The following is a 17,926-nucleotide window of genomic DNA, read 5'->3' as shown; positions in this document are numbered from 1 at the left end:
GCTCACCGGGCCTGTGACCCACCACGAGGGAGAGATCCGCATGACTGCCACCGTCGACGCCGCCGCCGTCCTCTGGTCCGCCGCGCCCGCCGAACGGGCCGGCCGCCCCCTGCTCGTGCTGTTGCACGGCTACGGCTCCAACGAGCGGGACCTCTTCGGCCTCGTCCCGCACCTGCCCGAACGGTTGGTCGTCGCCTCCCTGCGCGCGATCGGCGCGAACGCCGCCGGCTACGAGTGGTTCCCCCTCGGCCCCGAGCTCGCCGGCCCGGCCGGCCACGTGCCGTCTGAGCATGCCGACCGGCTGCGCGCGGACGGCACCAACCAGGCCGCGCAGGCCGTCCGGGCCTGGCTCGACGCCGTCGCCGGTCCGTTCTCCGCGGTCGCGCTGGCCGGGTTCTCCCAGGGTGGCGCCGTCGCCGCCCAGGTGCTCCGACAGGAACCCGGACGGGCCGACGCCGTCGCGATCCTCTCGGGCTTCGTCGCCCCCGGTGCGGCCGACGGTGACGTCGACCTCGCCGCCCGCCGGCCCCCGGTGCTGTGGGCGTGCGGCGACGCCGACCCGGTGATCGCCCCGTACCTGCTGGAGCGCACCGCCGCCTGGCTCCCCGCGCACACCACCCTGACGGCCCGCAGCTACCCCGGGCTCGGGCACGCCATCTCCGCGGACACGCTCGCCGACCTCGGCGCCTTCCTCGAGAAGCACCTCGGGTGAGCCGGGCGTGGGGCGCGGAGGCCCCGCGCCCTGCCACACACGGCCCAAGGACATCACGGTGCCGTCCGAGGCGGACGTCGAGCTCTTCTGGGAGGAGGCCCGCAAGGTCTCCGGCATCACCCGGCTGGACGTCGTCGTCGGCCAGAACACGCTCGCCGTCCTCACCCCACCGACGTGGGCGTTCGGCACCACGGCGGAACGCGCCGACGCGTTCGTCGCGGACGTCCTCGCCGGCGAGCGGATCGCGACGTCCGGCGCGGCGGCCCAGTGGGAGGCGGTCGAGGAAGAGCTGCCCCGGCCCGGCACGCTGTCGATCCTGTGCGACGGCAGCGGGCGGCCGCGGGCGCTCGTGCGCACGGTCGCCGTCGAGGTCCTCCCGTTCGAGGAGGTGCCGGCGGAGCACGCCGCCGCCGAGGGCGAGGACAGCCTCGAGTTCTGGCGCACCACCCAGCGAGCCGAGCTCGCCGGGGTGCTCGCCGGGCTCGGCCAGGAGTTCACCCCCGAGGTCCCGGTGGTGCTCGAGCGGTTCACGCTCGTGCACCCACTGCCCCGCCGACCTGCTCGGGCCGACGACGCCCGGGTGCCACACTGACCGCGTGCGTCTGATCGGGTGGTTCCTCGTCCTCGTGCTGGGCGGCGCCGCCGCGCTGACCCTCGACCCCGAGCTGCCCGGCCGCGTGTCCGCCGGCCGGGCCGGGCTCACGATGACCTACCCGATCTCGCAGGTCGTCGCCCTGCGACCGCTGACGATCGCCGCGCTCGGCATCGTGGCCCTCGTGCTGCTCGTGGTCGGCGTCGTCCGCAAGATCACGATGCGCATGGGCAACCACGCGCTGGTGCTCGGCCTCATCCTCCTCGTCGTGGCGGGCGCACACGTGTGGGTGCTCTCCGAGCGCGGCCTGAGCTCCACGGACGGGCTGCCCCCCGACGACGGCGTCCGCGCCGCCGGGCAGGGCACCGGGGCGATCACGGTCCTGTCCTACAACACGGGCGGTGGGCGCACCTCCGCGGAGGAGGTCGCCGCGCTCGCGGACGAGAACGGCGTCGACGTCCTCGCCCTGACGGAGACCGGGCGTGTGGGGGCCGCCGCCGTCGCCGCCCTGCTCGCCGATGCCGGCCACGCCGACTTCCAGGTCTTCACGGACAGCCGCGGGGAGGAGGGCGTCGGGGCGACGGCGCTGCTCGTCGCGGACACCCTCGGCGAGTACGCGCAGACCGCGGCCCCGCAGACGCGGTTCGGTGCTGTCCGGGCGGAACCCGCCACCGGCGTCGGGCCGGTGTTCCTCGCCGTGCACCCCACGCCGCCCCTCGCGGACCGGACCGACGCCTGGACCGAGGACCTCGAGGCCGTCACCGAGGTGTGCCGGAGCGGCGAGCCCGGGCTCGTCCTGGCAGGCGACCTCAACGCCACCCTCGACCACGCCCCGATGCGGGACCTGGGGTCGTGCCGCTCGGCCGCCGTGGCCGGCGGCATCGGCGCCGTGAGCACCTGGCCGACGACGATCCCACGCTGGCTCGGCGCCCCCATCGACCACGTCCTCGTCGGCGACGGTCACGAGGTGGTCGCTGCGGCGGTGGTGGAGCGGGGCAGCAGCGACCACCGCGCCCTGCTCGTACGGCTGCTGCCGGCCGGCTGAGACGCCGGCTCCGCCCGGTCGGTTGGCACGCCGGTCCCCCGGCCGACCCGGAAAATCCCCGTCCCGGGCGCCATCGACGTCTGTGCGAAGACAAACGACTGACTATCCTGCCGAAGTCTTCGCACAGATGGCCCACACCCGGCACACCCTGGTGCGGGCGTCGGGCAGGGCAGGCTGGGGCAGGCGTCGGGCAGGGCAGGCTGGGAGGCGCGCCGGTCCCCTGGCCGACCCGGAAAATCCCTCGCGGTACCGCGGACCGGCTGCCACACTGGACGGTCATGACCGCCGTCCGAATCGTGGACCTCGCCGTCCCGGACGAGGGCGCGCCCACCTCCACCCGGGCCGCTCATGGCTGGGCCGAGGTGGCTGCCGAGTGCCTGCGCGAGCGGGTCGGACACGACGACTTCCTCGATCCGCCCGAGTCCCAGCTCGCGCTCTACGCAAGCCAGCAGCACAGCCGCAAGCAGGTCCTGCTCGCCCTCGCCCTCGCCGGCGTTGGCTCGTCCACCGACGTCCTGGGCTATGCGCAGCTCGACCTGCCGATCCTCGACAACACCCACCTTGCCCAGATCGAGATCATGGTCCGCCTCGGCGCACGCCGCCAGGGGATCGGCACCACCCTGTGGAACGAGGTCGAGGCCCGCGTGCGCGCTGCCGGGCGCACCGTCGTCTCCTCATGGTCCATCCACGGCCGGGAGGCGGCGGCCGGTGAGGACGCCGCGGTCGCCCCCACCGGCGTCGGGCGGCTCCCGGCCGACGACATCGCGGTGCGCTTCGCCCGGCGGCACGGGTTCGTGCTGGAGCAGACCGAACGGCAGTCGACGCTGCCGCTACCTGTCGAGCCGGCGATGCTCGCGTGCTTGCGGGCTGACGCCGAGAGCGCCGCTGGCCGGGACTACCGGCTCGTCCGGTGGCGTGACGCCACCCCGGAGCGCTGGCTCACGTCGATGGCTGTGCTGCAGGCGCGGATGAGCATGGACTCCCCGTCCGCAGGCCTGGCGACGGGCGAGGAGGTGTGGGACGAGCAGCGGGTGCGCGAGACCGACATGGAGTACTCGATCGGCGGCGCGGGCTACGTCCTCACCGCCGCCGAGCACGTGCCCTCCGGTGAGTTGGTGGCCTTCACGATGATCCGCCAGGCGCCGCACCAGCCGGAGGTCGCGTTCCAGTACAACACCCTCGTGCGGGCGGATCACCGCGGACACCGCCTCGGGATGCTGGTGAAGGTGGACAACCTTGAGCAGCTCACGGAGGTGTACCCCGCAGTGCGACGGTTGCACACCTGGAACGCCGGGGAGAATCGCCACATGCTCGCCATCAACGAGGCGCTCGGCTTCGCCGTCGCGAGCGTCGAGGGCGTGTGGCAGCGCAACCTTTCCTAGGTGCGACGCATGACACCGAGCCGCCGTCGGGGTGGCGCGGCCGAGGAGTTGCAAGCGACCATCGCACCCCCTCGTCCCGGGCCCGTCGACGTCTGTGCGAAGACAAACGACTGTCTATCCGGCCGAAGTCTTCGCACAGACGGCCCATTCCCGGCACCCCCTGGGGCAGGGCGTCGGGCAGCGCAGGCTGGGGCAGGGCGTCGGGCAGCGCAGGCTGGGGCAGGGCGTCGAACGTCCGGTGCTGGACCTAGCGAGCGCCGGCGTCCGGTTCCGGCACGCCGGCGAGGTGCTCGGAGAACCACGCCACCCCGCGCTCGCCGACGATGTCGATGCGGTCCTTCAGGCCGTGCTCGGCGCCCGGCACGACCTCCAGCCGGGAGCCCTCGGGCAGGAGGGGCATGCCCTCGCGCCCGAGCGAGACGAGCTCGGTCGCCTCCTCGTCCATGCCGCCGTAGAGCATCAGGACGGGGACCCGGACCTTGCCGAGGAGCTCGGCCTGGTCGATGAGGGAGTAGTCGGCGAGCGTCTCGCGCGAGATCACGTTGAACTCCCGCACGCCGGCCTCGTTGTCGTCCGGCACCCGGGTGAAGCCGTGCTCCTCGAGCTCGTCGACCTGGGCGGGGGCGAAGATCTGCCCCCAGGGGTAGTTCATCGGGCCGGTGAGCGCGCCCGTCAGGACCATGGTGACGACGTCGCGCGGCTGCGCTCGTAGGGCACCGACCGTACCGAAGGAGTGTGCGTGGACCGCCTGCACCGGGTAGCCCTGCTCGGTGAGCCAGGCTGACGCCGACCGCAGGTCCTCGACCTCGCCGGCGACCGTGACGACGTCGTCGTCGCTCGCGCCGCAGCCGGAGAAGTCGAACTGCAGGGTGGCGTACCCGGCCTCACGGTAGGTGGCCGCCAGGGCATCGAAGCGGTACGCGGAGTGGCGGTCGGAGAGGAACCCGTGCGCGAAGAGGACGGCCGCCGCGGTCGGGCCCGGCTCGAAGGTTCCCGCCAGGTGGACCCCGCGCGGTGTCGTGATCGAGACTTCAGCCATGTGGCGATGGTAAAGGTTTGGTATCGCATGTGTCCGGATGTGTGGGGGTGCGTCTCGGCATCCGGTCCTCGTCGGCCCGGGAACGAGTTCCGCGATCCGACGAGTTCCGCGATCCAGCGAGCAGCTCGGTCAGTTCGTCGAGCGGCTCGATCCAGCGAGCAGGCAAGCTGGTCGAGCGCAGCGTTTTGTCGAGCGGACCGATCCTGCGAGCAGGTGAGTTCGTTGAGCCGCGCGATCCGTCGAGCAGCCCCGTCAGTTGGTCGAGCCGCGCGATCCGTCGAGCAGCCCCGTCAGTTGGTCGGGCCGCGCGATCCGTCGAGCAGATCGACCAGCGTCGTGAGGCGACGGCGCCAGTCGGCCCTGGCCGTTGCGGCGGCGCCGGCGTCCGCGAGCCTGGTCTCGGACGCCGTGACCCGCAGGCGCGGGCGGCCGTCCGCACCTGCGGCCAGCGAGTCGAGCACGAGGAGCACGCGCTCGGTCTCCCCGGCGGCAAAGCGCACCGACTTCGACTCTGTCACGCCCATCAGGGGCCAGCCGGCCTCGAGCCAGCGGCCCCGTTGTGCTTGGTCCGCGAGGTAGGGCCAGACCTCCTCGACCCGGGCACGCAAGGTCTTGGTGACGCTCACCTCGAATGTGCCGTCCGCCCGTTGCCCCGGTGCTCGCAGCCCCCGCGCCTGCTCGTAGCCGACCGTGATCGACTGCGCCCACCACCCGTCCACGCCGTGCTCCGTGACGAGCCAGCGTGCGATCGTGGTGTGGCCCCACTCCGGTGCGCCGACGCGGTCGAGAAGGGTGTGCCAGGCCTCGCGCTCGCGGCCGGTGGCCTCGGCGAACCTGGCGTCGGAGATCTGCTGGGCGTTCGAGCGCGTGGACATGCCATCAGCCTATGAGCGGCGGCGAGGGCGGAACGCGCGGTGTGGGCGGGGGATCGAACGAGGAGATCGGCGCGGGGCTTGCGTCAATGGCGTAGATCTTGGTCGACATGTGACACCTTTCCACGCCGACGATCGGGCGGGCCCGCTACGCGGTGCGACGGCGCAGCGTGGCGGCGCCGAGCAGCAGAACCCCCACGATGAAGCCGACGAGGACCGTCAGCTCCAGCGTCAGGTCCCCGCTGACCTCGGTGGAGACGGTGTTCATGGCGTCGACGGCGTAGGAGAGCGGGAGGACGTTCGAGGTGTACTCCAGCGCCCGGGGCATCTCGTCGCGCGGGACGAGCAGCCCGCACAGCAGGAACTGAGGCAGCACGATCGCCGGCATGAACTGCACCGCTTGGAACTCGGAGCGGGCGAAGGCGCTCACGAAGAGCCCGAGCGCGACGCCGAGGAGGGAGTCGAGCACCGCGACCAGCACGAGCTGCCACCACGGCCCCGCCACCTCGAGCCCGAGCGGGCCGAGCATGAGCCCGGAGGCCACGAGCGCCTGCACCACGGCGACGGCGCCGAACGCGACCGCATAGCCCAGCATGAACGACACCCGGCCCAGCGGCAGCGTCAGCAGCCGCTCCAGGGTGCCGGAGCGGCGCTCACGCAGTGTGGTGATCGAGGTGATGAGGAACATGATGATCACCGGGAAGAGGGCCAGCAGTGCCGGGCCGATGCGGTGGAAGATCGGGCCGCCGTCGTAGATCCACCACAGCAGCGTGAGCAGCACGCATGGCACCACGAGGATCATCGCGATGGTCCGCGGGTCGTGGCGCAGCTGCCGCAGCACCCGCTCTGCGGTGGCGATCATGCCCGCTCCAGCTGGATGAAGGCGTCCTCGGCGCTGCTCGCCCCGGTCGTGGCGAGCAGCTCGGGCAGCGTGGTGTCGGCGAGGAGGTGGCCCTGGCGGAGCATGAGGAGCCGGTCGCACCGGGTGGCCTCGTCCATGACGTGCGAGGAGACGAGGAACGTCACGCCGGTGGCGGCGACGGTGCGGAAGGTCGACCACAGCGACTCGCGCAGCACCGGATCGAGGCCGACCGTCGGCTCGTCCAGCACCAGCAGCTCCGGCGAGCCGAGCAGGGCGGTGGCGAGCGAGACGCGGGAGAGCTGGCCGCCAGACAGCGTCCCCACGAGTTGGTCGCGCTGCGGCCCGAGGTCGACGACGTCGAGCACCTCGGCCGCCGACCGGCTGCCGCCCCGTGGCTGGCCGGTCCCGTGCCGCCCGGTCCTGCGCCGCCCGTCCTTCAGGATGTGCTCGAAGTACCGCAGGTTCTCATGGACGGTGAGATCCTCGTAGACGCTCGGTGCCTGCGTGACGTACCCGATCCGGCGCCGCAGCCCCGGGTCACCGGCCGGCAGGCCGAGCACCTCGACCGAGCCGCTTGCCACCACCTGCACACCGAGGATGGCGCGCATCAGCGTGGTCTTGCCCGAGCCCGAGGGGCCGAGCAGCCCGGTCACCGAGCTGGGGTGCACGTCGAGCTCGACTCCGTCCAGCGCCGTCGCGGCGCCGCGCACCACCCGCAGGCCGCGGACCGCGACCGCAGAATTCATCATAGAATGAATCATGCCCCGACGGGCGCCGGAGTCAATCCGTCGGGACGACTGGTCCGATCCGTCGGGACAACTGCTCTGCCGTCGGGACGGCTGCTCCGTCGTCCCGACGGCTGGCCCGCCGTCGGGACGACTGCTCCGGTGCCGCGACATCGCCGGTTCACAGGGGCCCCGGTGTGCCGGCCGAGCGGTGTCAGGCATCGTCGAGGTAGTTCTGCACCACCGGTCCGACCCGCCGGACCAGCTCCTCCACCGATGCGGAGGCCAGCGGCTCCGTGCCCACGACGTGTCGCATCACCGCCGTGCCGATCAGGTGCGAGATGGCGAGCTGGAGCCGGAGCTCGGCGTGCGGGCCCGTGACCATGGGGCGGGCGAGCGGCAGCATCAGTTCCTCGGCGAACTGGCGCACGGTGCGCGTGGCCGTCGGCTCCGTCATCGCCGAACGCAGCAGCACCAGGAACGGCGCGCGGCGGGCGGCGTCGTCCCAGATCTCGAAGAACACGCGGACCAGGTTCATGCCGCGCGCCTCGGCGGGCACGGAGGCGAGTTGGTTGATCACCAGGCCGGGGTCCAGGCCGAGGCTGAGGGTGGCCGCGAACAGCTTCTGCTTGGTCCCGAAGTAGTGGTGGACCAGCGCCGGGTCGACGGCGGCGCGGCGCGCGATGGCGCGCACGCTCGTCCCGGTGAAGGAGTTCTCCGCGAACTCGTGCCGGGCCGCGGAGAGGATCTCGCCGCGCGTGTCCGGCCCGCCGGGGCGGCGCCCCGGCCGCCGTGCGGGTTCGGCCATGAGCCCCAGACTAGGCCGGGCCTACCGCCGACGGCCCTTGACGAAGTACAGCACCGGGCCGACGAAGTTGATCGCGATCACCGCCGCCCACGCCGCCTTCGGCCCGTTGACCTCATCGGCCGGGCGTCGCGCCAGGTCCCGCCACGCCGTCGCGGCGAGCGTCAGCTGGATCGCGGCCGGCACCAGCACCCCGACCCGCTGGCCTGTGGACAGCTCGCTCCAGGACTTCTTCTTCTTCTTCTTCTTCACCATCATCCTCATGACTCCCTCGTCGAGACACCAGTCTCGCCCCGGTGGGGCCGTCGCGGCCAGGGGCGATGGTCCGGTCGATATTCGCCGTCCGGCTTGAGCCGCCCCGGCCACGAATGCGTCAGTTGGGCCCCTATGGACGCTTGTATGAGGTCCTCACCGTCACAGTGGATGTTCCCAGGGCGAGGGAGACGGTCACTGCCGGTGGTCCCGCCGCTTGTATGAGGTCCTCACCGTCACAGTGGATGTCGCCAAGGTGCGTCTGAGCGGCCCGGGGGCCATCCGTGCGGCGGGTCGCCTCGTGGAGGCAGCGACTAACCTGTCGAGGTGATCGACCTCAAGACCCCAGCCGAGCTCGAGGCGATGCGGCCGGCCGGCGCCTTCGTGGCCGACGTCCTCACGGCGCTGCGTGAGCGGGCCGCAGTGGGCGTCAACCTGCTGGAGTTGGACACCCTCGCGCACGAGATGATCCGCGCGCGCGGCGCGGAGTCCTGCTACATCGACTACCACCCGTCCTTCGGGGCGCGGCCGTTCGGGTACGTGCTGTGCACCTCGGTCAACGACGCGGTGCTGCACGGGCTGCCCCACGACTACACGCTGCGCGACGGCGACCTCGTCTCGGTCGACTTCGCCGCCGCCGTGGACGGCTGGGTCGCGGACTCCGCGCTCAGTCTTGTGGTCGGTGCGCCGCAGCAGCGGGACCTCGAGCTGATCGCCACCACCGAGGCCGCCCTCGACCGGGCGATCGAGGTTGCCCGGGTGGGCAACAAGCTCGGCGACATCTCCGCGACCATCGGTGACGTCGCCCGCGAGCACGGCTTCCTCGTCAACACCCAGTTCGGCGGGCACGGTGTCGGGCGCACGATGCACGGGGACCCGCACGTGCCCAACGACGGGAGGCCGGGCCATGGGCTTCCGCTGCGGCCCGGCCTCGTCATCGCGATCGAGCCCTGGTTCCTGGCGAGCACCGACGAGATCTACACCGACGCCGACGGCTGGACGCTGCGCAGCGCCGACGGCTCCCGTGGTGCGCACTCCGAGCACACGGTCGCGATCACCGACGACGGTCCCGTGGTGCTGACCGCTAGAGCGTGATCAGTGCCCGTCTCGGGGCGGGTTCGACCGCGAGCGCCGGCAGTCTGCTGAGCGCCCTCGGCATGTTGTTCGTGCCGCTCTTCCTGTGTTCATGACGCTCTCCCTCGCCGACGGTGCATCCGGTCCATCCGGCGGGTGAGCGCGCCGATGACGTCGTACGCCGACGGCGTCGCGCACCCCGACCGTGCGGGTCGCGCTCGCCTGCGCCGCTGCGCACCCATACCCGGACGATAGGCGGCCGACGGGGTCCCCCCGGAGGCCGAACGAACCGGGCCCTCGTGGCTGGGGACGGGATCTGGGCAGGAGGAGCTCAGCGTCGTCGAGATCGTGCCTTGGGTGACGAACTCGTACTGCCGGAGTGCGAGTTTGTCACCGGATGTACGACTTCGTGGTTGGTGGTTGGTGGTTGGTGGTTGGTGGGCGGTGGCTGGTGGCTGGTGGGCGGTGGCTGGTGAGCGGTGCACGGTGGCTGGTGGGCCATCGGCGGCGGCTGGCGGCTGGTGGCTGGTGGTCGGTGGGCCGTGGACGGTGGCCGGCACGGCTGCGGAGGCACGGCCCTCCGCATAGGCTCGTACCCAGTCAGCTGTGTACCCGCTCGCCTGGAGGTCTCCCATGGGAAAGTTCTCGTTCGTCGCCGGTGCCGCCGTCGGCTATGTGTTCGGCACGCGCGCGGGGCGGGCGCAGTACGAGCGGCTCAAGAAGGCCGGCGCCGCTGTCTGGTCGAATCCCCGCGTGCAGGGCGGGGTGCAGAAGGTCGAGCAGAAGGTCGGCGACGCCGCCCGTGAGCGCACTGCCGCGATGACCGACAAGGTCGCCGCAACCGTCAAGGACAAGATCCGCACGACCGGCAGGCCCGGGAGCGGCGCCGCCAACTCCGATACCGGTCACGCCAACTCCGGTACCGGCAACTCCGGTACGGGTCCCGCCGGCTCCGGGCGGTAGCCGCGCCGGCAGCCGCAGCCGTCCGTCGCGCATGACGATGGCGCCACCCGTACTGCCGTCATCCCGGGACCCGACGGCGCCGACCGGGCCGGTCACGTCGTCACCCGTGAGGGGAACGAGCTGTGGAGCCGAGTCGCTGGGCGCCGACCGGGCCGGTCACGTCGTCACCCGTGAGGGGAACGAGCAGTGGGGCCGAGTCGCTGGGCGCCGACCTGGCGTGGGTGCTCGACGTCGTCGGGCGCGGCACGGTGCGGGCCGAGGCCGGCGTCACGACCCTGGCGATCGACATTGCAGGTGAGAGGATCCGGGAGTGAACAGCGACATGCACACCTTCCCCGACGGCTTCGTGTGGGGCGCCGCGACGGCGGCCTACCAGATCGAGGGTGCGGCCCGCGAGGGCGGGCGCGGCCCGTCCATCTGGGACACGTTCTCGCACACGCCCGGGCGCACGCGCGACGGCGACACGGGCGACGTCGCCGCGGACCACTACCACCGGTGGCGCGAGGACGTCGCACTCATGTCCACGCTCGGGCTCGACGCCTACCGCCTCTCGATCTCCTGGCCACGCGTCCAGCCCGGCGGGCGGGGCGAGCTCAACCCCGAGGGCGTCGCGTTCTACCGCGACCTGCTCGACGGGTTACGCGCGGCCGGTATCGCCCCGTACGTCACGCTCTACCACTGGGACCTGCCGCAGGAGCTGCAGGACGCCGGCGGCTGGGTGAACAGGGAGACGGCGTACGCGTTCGCCGAGTACGCCCGTGCCATGGCACGCGAGCTCGGGGATCGGGTCGAGGTGTGGACCACGCTCAACGAGCCCTGGTGCTCCGCGTTCCTCGGCTACGCCTCCGGCGTCCACGCGCCGGGGCACACGGACCCGGCGGAGGCGCTGGCGGCGGTGCACCACCTCAACCTGGCGCACGGGCTGGCCACCACGGCCATCCGGGAGGAACTGGGCGAGCAGGCGCAGGTCTCCATCACGCTGAATCTGCACGTGACCAGGCCGGCCGACCCGTCCCGCGTGGCCGACCTCGACGCCGCCCACCGGGTGGACCTCGTGGGCAACCACATCTTCCTCGGCCCGCTCCTCAACGGCTCCTACCCCATCGGGTTGCGCGAGATCACGCGCGACATCACCGACGCCGCCTACGTGCTGCCCGGGGACACGATCCTGATCCGCCAGCGCATCGACGTCCTGGGGGTCAACTACTACTCCACGAACTACGTGCGCGCCCGCGCCGCCGGGGAGCCGGCCATCGGCCGCTCCGGCGGGCACGGCGCCGGGGTCGGCAGCCCGTGGGTGGGCCTGGACGACGTCGACTTCCTCGATCCCACGGGCCCGCTGACGGCGATGGGCTGGAACATCGAGCCCGAGGGCCTCCACGAACTGCTCACCGCGCTGGACAACGCCTACGACGGCCTGCCGCTCATGGTCACCGAGAACGGTGCCGCGTTCGACGACGTCCTCGGGCCCGACGGCGCGGTCCACGACCCGGACCGGAAAGACTACGTGGCCCGCCACCTGGTGCAGGTGGCCCGGGCCATCGAGGACGGCGCGGACGTGCGTGGGTACTTCCTGTGGTCGCTGCTGGACAACTTCGAGTGGTCGTGGGGGTACTCGCGGCGCTTCGGGATCGTCTACGTGGACTACGCGACCGGTGAGCGCACCCTGAAGGACTCGGGTCGCTGGTACGCCGAGGTCACCCGACGAAGGTCACTGCCGCGCTGACGGGGGTCGTTCGGTGCGGGGGACGTCAGGGTGTCTCGCCGCTCCGGCCGGGTGCTGCTGCACCCTCGTCCTGTGGTGCCAACGGGCTCATTCGGTGTTCCGCTTCTCGGGTCGGGTGGGACATCCGGGAGCGTCGAGGTCGGCGCGAGGTACCGGAGCAGCGAACGTGGTGTGCACGGGAGCCCGGTGACCATGGGTTCGGGGCTCTCCGGCGCGGGTTCTTCGGGTGCACGAACAGTGTTCGATCCCACTGTGCGGGCAGTTGGGGTACCGCCGAAGGTCCTGCGAACATGTCCGGCATGCCCGCACCGACCGACGGCGTACCGCCCACCCCCAGCCCGGCACAGGTACGCCGGTGGCGCCGCTACCTTGCCGACGAGCGGGCAGAGGGCGCCGTCTACCGGCACCTCGCCGCGCGCCGGGACGGCGAGGAGCGGGCGATCCTCCTCGGCCTGGTGGAGGCGGAGCGCCGGCACGAGGAGCACTGGCGCGCCCTCCTGGGCGAGCACGCCGGCCGGCCCCGCAAGGGCGCCCTGCGCACCCGGGCACTCGGCATCCTCGCCCGCACCTTCGGCTCCGTCTTCGTCCTGGCGCTCGCGCAGCAGGCCGAGCAACGCTCCACCTACGCCGAGGACGACGACGCCACCGACGCGATGGCCGCCGACGAGCGGGTGCACGGCGAGGTCGTGCGGGCCCTGGCCACCCGTGGGCGCGAGCGCATGTCCGGGACGTTCCGGGCCGCGGTCTTCGGCGCCAACGACGGCCTGGTCTCCAACCTGGCCCTCGTGCTCGGTATCGGCGCCACCGGCGTGACCGCCGGCACGGTCCTCTTCACCGGCATCGCCGGGCTGCTCGCCGGGGCGCTGTCCATGGGGGCCGGGGAGTACGTCTCGGTCCGGTCCCAGCGGGAGCTCCTCGAGGCCTCCCACCCGGACCCGGACGCCACGTCCTTCATCCCGCACCTCGACGTCGACGCCAACGAGCTCGCGCTCGTCTACCGGGCCCGCGGCATGGACTCCGCTCAGGCCGAGGAGTACGCCGGGACGGTACTGGCCCAGCTCCGGGGCGGTGCGGGCATGGCCGACCGTCAGTCGCCCGAGTACACGGGCGTCGGCACGGGCTGGTCCGCCGCCATCTTCAGCTTCCTGTTCTTCGCCTCCGGTGCGCTCATCCCGATCCTGCCGTACCTGTTCGGGCTCTCCGGGCTCCCGGCCATCCTGGTCGCAGCCGGGCTCGTGGGGGTGGCGCTGCTGGGCACGGGCGCCGTCGTCGGGGTGCTCTCGGGTGCCTCGCCGCTGCGCCGGGCGCTGCGCCAGCTGGCGATCGGGTACGGGGCCGCGGCGGTGACGTACCTACTCGGTCTCCTCTTCGGCACCGCGGTGGTCTGATGCCCAGGTGGTGACCGTCGAGGTCGAGGCCGTTCTGCCGAGCCTCCCGCGCACCGCGACCCGGCTGCGCGGCCGACGGTCGTAGCGCACCCGGCCGCCGGGTGCCTGACGGCGGAGACCTCGGCTGCCGTTCATCCACGGCGGGTTCTCGTGCCGACGGCGCCTGGTGGACCACCCGCCGTCGGCACAAGAACCCGCCGTCGGCGCCAGGGGTGGGCGCGGGCGTAGGGGTGGGCACTGGCGCGGGCGCAAGGATGGGTGCGCGAGCAGGCGATCTACAGGAGCAGGCAAACTACAGTGGGCGGAGCGACCGCGGCCATGCGCCGCACAGAACTGGAGGCCATCGATGCCACCCACCGACGTGATCGCCGCAGCGGGCGTCGCCGACGCCGTGGGCCGGCTCCTCCTGGTGATCGGCATCGTCGCGCTCGTGCTGATCACCGGCGCCGCGCTGACCACCTGGTACGTGATGCACCGGATCCGCCGCTCCCACCGCATCCGCCGCGGGCTCGAACGCGGCGGGCTCGCCATCCGGTCCGTCGCGGGGGATCGCAGCCACCGCCAGATCGCGCGGCTGCGGCTCGACGTCCGCCGCTCCGCCGAGGCCACCGAACGCTCCCTCGAGGCGGCGCGGGGCCGGTACCTCGGGGACACACCCTTCGTCGCGGCGGACCTCGCCCGGGTCGGCCGTGCCCTGGACGACCGGCTCCGCCTCGCCGAGCGCGAGCCCGACGGCGTCGTCCGACAGACGCTCCGCACCGGGCTCGAGCCGCGCGTGCGCGAGCACACCCGCCTCGGTGCCGAGCTGCGGCAGGCCCTGCTCGGCGACGTGGCCGCGGCGGGCGACGCCCGACTCGTCGCCGCCGGTTCCCGTCTCGAGGTCGAGGTCGAGGCCCTGAAGACGTGGGGCGAGACGTTCACCTCGCACCGAGCGGTCTGAGCGGAGGGTCACGTGTCCATCCGACGCCGCCTCTTCGACGTCGCCCGCGCCCGCCGAGCCGCGAGGCAACCCGCCCCCGACCCGGTCCAGGCGTTCGAGGCCGCCTACCAGGAGCAGGTGACCCAGCTCGAGCAGGCTCACCGGGCCGTCGCCGACGTCGCGGCGCAGCGCCGCCGGGTGGAGATCCTCGCCGATCAGGCCGCGGCCGAGGAGGCGGACCAGAACGGCCGCGCGAGCGCCGCCGTCGCGCTCGGCCGGGACGACGACGCCCGCGAGTTCCTGCGCCGGGCCAGGACCGCCGGCCAGCGTCGCGCCCTGCTGGGGGCGCAGCGCCAGCAGCTGGACGAGCAGGTCCGCCACCTCGAACGCACGCTCGGCCGGCTCGCCCGCCGCGTCGAGGACGAGCGCCTGCGGTTCCAGGCGCTGCGCGCCGACCACGACGCCGCCCGCGCCGCGATCGGTATCCACGAGGCCGAGCGGGCGGCCGCCGCCCAGCGTCCCGGCATAGCCGGTGCCGCCCGGGAGGCCGAGCGGCAGACGCGCGAGCTGCGGGCCCGGGCCGAGGCCTACGACGAGCTCTCCTGGACCGACTCCACCTCGCAGCGGGCACGAGAGGCGTTCGCAGAGCTGGAGAGCGAGGCGCAGACGGAGGCCGCCCTCGACCGGCTCAAGGAGCGGCATCGGATCGAGGGTTCGGGCCGCCCTCAGGAGCTCGGCCCCGCGTAGGACGCCGGCTCCTGGGTGCTCACCGATCCCGAGTTCGGACGGGGCGCCGAATCCGGTGGACGAGGTGTAGCCGGCGCCGTCGCGCGGTGTCGCCACCGGCTCCGCTCGGGTCGGTGGCCGCGTCGGCGTCGCACGGGTCGGGGCCGGGTCGGCGTCGCACGGGTCGGGGGGCGGGTCGGCGTCGCACGGGTCGGGGCCGGGTCGGCGTCGCACGGGTCGGGGGGCGGGTCGGCGTCGCACGGGTCGGTGGCGGTGTCTCCACCGGTCGAATCCGGACCCCGCGCCGCTCGGGTGCATCCGGCATCTGAGGGTCAGTATTCACGCGGCGTCATTCACGCGGCGTCGACAGGCCGGAGTCAGGCGTCGGAGCGGTGGTCCAGCCCGATGTCCAGAACGGGTGCGGAGTGGGTGAGCCAGCCCGCGGAGATGAGGTCCACCCCCGTCTCGGCGAGGGCGGGCGCCGTCGCCGCCGTCACCCGGCCCGACGCCTCGGTGATCATCCGACCGCCCACCAGCGCCACCGCCTCGGCCAGCGCCGCCGGGCCAAAGTTGTCCAGCAGGACGGCGTCGACGGGGTCGGCGAGCACCTCCCGCAGCTGGTCGAGGGTGTCCACCTCGACCTCGATCTTCACCAGGTGCCCGACGCCGGCGCGGGCCCGGTCGATGGCTGGGCGCACGCCGCCGGCCACGGCGATGTGGTTGTCCTTGATGAGCACGGCGTCGTCCAGGCCGAATCGGTGGTTGACGCCGCCGCCGGCCAGCACCGCGTGCTTCTCCACCGCGCGCAGGCCGGGGGTGGTCTTGCGGGTGCCCGTGACACGGGCGCTGGTGTGCGCGATGGCGTCGGCAATCTGCGCCGTCGCGGTGGCCACGCCGGAGAGATGCCCGAGGAAGTTCAGCGCCACCCGTTCGGCCGTGAGGATGCCACGGGCGGGCCCGGAGACGGTGGCGATGACATCGTCCGGTGTCACCCGGGCGCCGTCGCCGCGCTCGGTGGTCACGGTCACGGCCGGGTCCACGAGGACGAACGCGAGCCGGGCGAGATCGGTGCCGGCGACCACGCCGACGTCGCGCGCGACCAGCGCGGCAGTGGCGCGGGCGTCCGACGGCACGATCGCGTCCGTGGTCAGGTCCCCGGCGCGGCCGAGGTCCTCCAGGAGGGCCTGGCGCACCAGGGCCTCGATCAGCAGGTCGGGCAGGTGTCTCACGAGGCGTTCCTCATCGTCGTCGCGGTGGCCAGGGCGGGCGCACCCGCGAGCACCTCGGACAGGGTCAGGTCCTGGTGCGCCGGCACGGCGGCGGCGGGGAAGTCGGTGCGCGTGTGCGCGCCGCGGCTCTCCTCGCGCCGCAGCGCCGCGGTGGCCACCAGCAGCGCCACGAGCGTGGCGTCGGGGGGGGCGGCGGGCAGGTGCTCGCCGTCGCGCAGCACCCCGACGGCGTGCGTCATGAGCGCGCGGACGTCCCCGGCGGAGCGCGGTGCGGGCCGGGCGGCGCGGTGCTCCCCGGGGCCGCTCGCGGACGGGGTGAGGTCGCGCGGTCCGGGGACGGGGGTGGCGATGCGGTCCCCGGCGGTGGGGGTGACGATGTGCTCCCCGGCGGCGAGGATGGCGATGTGGTCCTCGGCGGAGGGGGTGGCGTCACGCGACCCGGCGGGGGTGGCCGCGAGGCCCTCGGCCACCCACCGCGCGCACACGGCGGCCTCGAGCAACGAGTTCGACGCCAGACGGTTGGCGCCGTGCAGGCCGGTGCTCGCGACCTCGCCCACCGCCCACAGCCCGGGTACCGACGTGCGCCCACCGCCATCCACCGCCACCCCACCCATGTGGTAGTGCGCGGCGGGCCGCACCGGGATCGGGTCGCGGGCCGGGTCGATGCCGGCGGCGCGGCACGCGGCGGCCACGGTGGGGAAGTGGTCGGCGAAGCGCTCGCCGAGGGCGTCGCGCGCGTCCAGGAACACGCGCCCGCCGCGGTGCAGCTCGGCGAAGATGGCGCGGGCGACGATGTCGCGCGGGGCGAGGTCGTCGCCGAGCAGCCGGCTGCCGTCGGCGCGGACCAGGTGGGCGCCGTCGCCCCGGACCGCCTCGCTGACGAGTGGCATCGGGTCGAGCCCGACGTCGAGGGCGGTCGGGTGGAACTGGACCATCTCCAGGTCTCGCAGCCGCGCGCCGGCTCGGGCGGCCAGCGCCAGGCCCTGCCCGCGCGAGCCGGTCGGGTTGGTGGTGTGCGCGAACAGCCCGCCGATCCCACCGGTGGCCAGGACCACCCGGTCGGTGGTGAGGACCCGCCGTGCGCCGTCGTGCTCGACGACGACGCCGTACACCCGGCCGCCGCTGGTGAGCACCCGCACCGCGCGGGTGTGCTCGAGAATCGTGACGGAGTGGGTCGCGCGGGCGGCGGCGACGGCGGCGCGGAGCAGCTCGTGGCCGGTGGCGTCGCCGCCGGCGTGCGCGACGCGGCGGCGTGAGTGGGCGCCCTCCAGGCCGAGGGCGTAGGTGCCACCCGGGGTGCGGTCGAACCGGGCGCCGAGGGTGGTCAGGTGTGCGATCGCGTCCGGTGCCGCGGCGGTGATGCGCTCGACGGCGGCCGGTTCGGACAGCCCGGCGCCGGCGTGCAGGGTGTCGAGGGCGTGCAGCAGCGGGGAGTCGCCGGCGCCCAGGGCGGCGGCGATCCCGCCCTGGGCGAGGTCGGAGGAGGAGAGCTCCGCGAGGTGGCCGGTGGTCAGGACCACGCACGGGACGGGGGCCAGGTGCAGCGCCGTCAGGAGGCCGGCCAGGCCCGCGCCGACCAGGACGGGCGCCGCGGCCGAGCTCACTTCACCGCCAG

18 protein-coding genes and 1 pseudogene are annotated in these 17,926 nt (G+C 73.5%); 11 read left to right on the top strand and 8 right to left on the bottom strand.

Going from position 1 to position 17,926, the window contains the following annotated elements; translation table 11 throughout:
- The 4 genes from ACYC1Z_RS08300 to ACYC1Z_RS08285 form a co-directional block, all read left to right on the top strand.
- Positions 1–712, top strand: a 712-nt coding sequence (locus ACYC1Z_RS08300) for an alpha/beta hydrolase (RefSeq protein WP_461409054.1), incomplete at its 5' end; no start/stop codon positions are given.
- 58 nt (positions 713–770) lie between these two features.
- Positions 771–1,304: an ASCH domain-containing protein gene (locus ACYC1Z_RS08295; RefSeq protein WP_461409053.1), complete on the top strand. Its 534-nt coding sequence runs from the start codon at positions 771–773 to the stop codon at positions 1,302–1,304.
- Between the two features lie 4 nt (positions 1,305–1,308).
- Entirely contained in the window at positions 1,309–2,349 is a 1,041-nt protein-coding gene (locus ACYC1Z_RS08290; protein WP_461409052.1) for an endonuclease/exonuclease/phosphatase family protein, read from the top strand.
- 278 nt (positions 2,350–2,627) lie between these two features.
- Positions 2,628–3,731, top strand: a complete 1,104-nt coding sequence (locus ACYC1Z_RS08285; RefSeq protein ID WP_461409051.1) for a GNAT family N-acetyltransferase — start codon at positions 2,628–2,630, stop codon at positions 3,729–3,731.
- 247 nt (positions 3,732–3,978) lie between these two features.
- Here ACYC1Z_RS08285 and ACYC1Z_RS08280 read toward each other — a convergent pair whose 3' ends face one another.
- The 6 genes and pseudogenes from ACYC1Z_RS08280 to ACYC1Z_RS08255 all read right to left on the bottom strand — a co-directional run bounded on the left by ACYC1Z_RS08280 (position 3,979) and on the right by ACYC1Z_RS08255 (position 8,298).
- Positions 3,979–4,770 carry an alpha/beta hydrolase family protein gene (locus tag ACYC1Z_RS08280; protein WP_461409050.1) on the bottom strand — a complete coding sequence of 264 codons (792 nt, stop codon included), beginning with the start codon at positions 4,768–4,770 and terminating at the stop codon, positions 3,979–3,981.
- Between the two features lie 290 nt (positions 4,771–5,060).
- Entirely contained in the window at positions 5,061–5,645 is a 585-nt protein-coding gene (locus tag ACYC1Z_RS08275; protein ID WP_461409049.1) for a hypothetical protein, read from the bottom strand.
- A 145-nt stretch (positions 5,646–5,790) separates the two neighbouring features.
- On the bottom strand, positions 5,791–6,504 hold the full coding sequence (locus ACYC1Z_RS08270) for an ABC transporter permease (RefSeq protein WP_461409048.1): 714 nt from the start codon (positions 6,502–6,504) through the stop codon (positions 5,791–5,793).
- Positions 6,505–6,722: 218 nt separating this feature from the next.
- Positions 6,723–7,250: pseudogene (locus ACYC1Z_RS08265) on the bottom strand (ATP-binding cassette domain-containing protein); the annotation flags it as partial.
- Positions 7,251–7,443: 193 nt separating this feature from the next.
- Positions 7,444–8,037 carry a TetR/AcrR family transcriptional regulator gene (locus ACYC1Z_RS08260; protein WP_461409047.1) on the bottom strand — a complete coding sequence of 198 codons (594 nt, stop codon included), beginning with the start codon at positions 8,035–8,037 and terminating at the stop codon, positions 7,444–7,446.
- 21 nt (positions 8,038–8,058) lie between these two features.
- A complete protein-coding gene (locus tag ACYC1Z_RS08255) occupies positions 8,059–8,298 on the bottom strand; it encodes a PLDc N-terminal domain-containing protein (RefSeq protein WP_461409046.1) in 240 nt (79 codons plus the stop codon).
- Between the two features lie 315 nt (positions 8,299–8,613).
- On the opposite strand from ACYC1Z_RS08255, the gene map reads away from it, so the two are divergent.
- The 7 genes from map (at position 8,614) to ACYC1Z_RS08220 (ending at position 15,103) form a co-directional block, all read left to right on the top strand.
- Positions 8,614–9,381 (top strand): type I methionyl aminopeptidase, encoded by a 768-nt coding sequence (gene map, locus ACYC1Z_RS08250; protein ID WP_461409045.1) that lies wholly within the window; start codon positions 8,614–8,616, stop codon positions 9,379–9,381.
- A 612-nt stretch (positions 9,382–9,993) separates the two neighbouring features.
- Entirely contained in the window at positions 9,994–10,323 is a 330-nt protein-coding gene (locus tag ACYC1Z_RS08245) for a YtxH domain-containing protein (RefSeq protein ID WP_461409044.1), read from the top strand.
- 170 nt (positions 10,324–10,493) lie between these two features.
- The gene (locus tag ACYC1Z_RS08240) at positions 10,494–10,637 is read left to right on the top strand and encodes a hypothetical protein (protein ID WP_461409043.1); all 144 of its coding nucleotides are present in this window, start codon (positions 10,494–10,496) and stop codon (positions 10,635–10,637) included.
- 8 nt (positions 10,638–10,645) lie between these two features.
- Complete coding sequence (locus ACYC1Z_RS08235; protein ID WP_461409056.1) at positions 10,646–12,049, top strand: glycoside hydrolase family 1 protein; 1,404 nt, start codon at positions 10,646–10,648, stop codon at positions 12,047–12,049.
- Positions 12,050–12,348: 299 nt separating this feature from the next.
- Positions 12,349–13,437: a VIT1/CCC1 transporter family protein gene (locus ACYC1Z_RS08230; RefSeq protein WP_461409042.1), complete on the top strand. Its 1,089-nt coding sequence runs from the start codon at positions 12,349–12,351 to the stop codon at positions 13,435–13,437.
- 346 nt (positions 13,438–13,783) lie between these two features.
- On the top strand, positions 13,784–14,377 hold the full coding sequence (locus ACYC1Z_RS08225) for a hypothetical protein (RefSeq protein WP_461409041.1): 594 nt from the start codon (positions 13,784–13,786) through the stop codon (positions 14,375–14,377).
- A gap of 12 nt (positions 14,378–14,389) precedes the next feature.
- Positions 14,390–15,103: a PspA/IM30 family protein gene (locus tag ACYC1Z_RS08220; RefSeq protein WP_461409040.1), complete on the top strand. Its 714-nt coding sequence runs from the start codon at positions 14,390–14,392 to the stop codon at positions 15,101–15,103.
- A 356-nt stretch (positions 15,104–15,459) separates the two neighbouring features.
- On the opposite strand, the gene nadC is transcribed toward ACYC1Z_RS08220, so the two are convergent.
- Positions 15,460–16,311: a carboxylating nicotinate-nucleotide diphosphorylase gene (gene nadC / locus ACYC1Z_RS08215; RefSeq protein WP_461409039.1), complete on the bottom strand. Its 852-nt coding sequence runs from the start codon at positions 16,309–16,311 to the stop codon at positions 15,460–15,462.
- Positions 16,308–17,915: an L-aspartate oxidase gene (locus ACYC1Z_RS08210; protein WP_461409055.1), complete on the bottom strand. Its 1,608-nt coding sequence runs from the start codon at positions 17,913–17,915 to the stop codon at positions 16,308–16,310. Before ACYC1Z_RS08210 ends, nadC begins: the two co-directional genes overlap by 4 nt.
- Between the last annotated feature and the right edge of the window lie 11 nt (positions 17,916–17,926).

It is taken from the genome of Georgenia sp., assembly GCF_054605595.1.
Note: the sequence above shows the minus strand (reverse complement) of the source record. Positions and strands in the feature narration are given on the sequence as shown.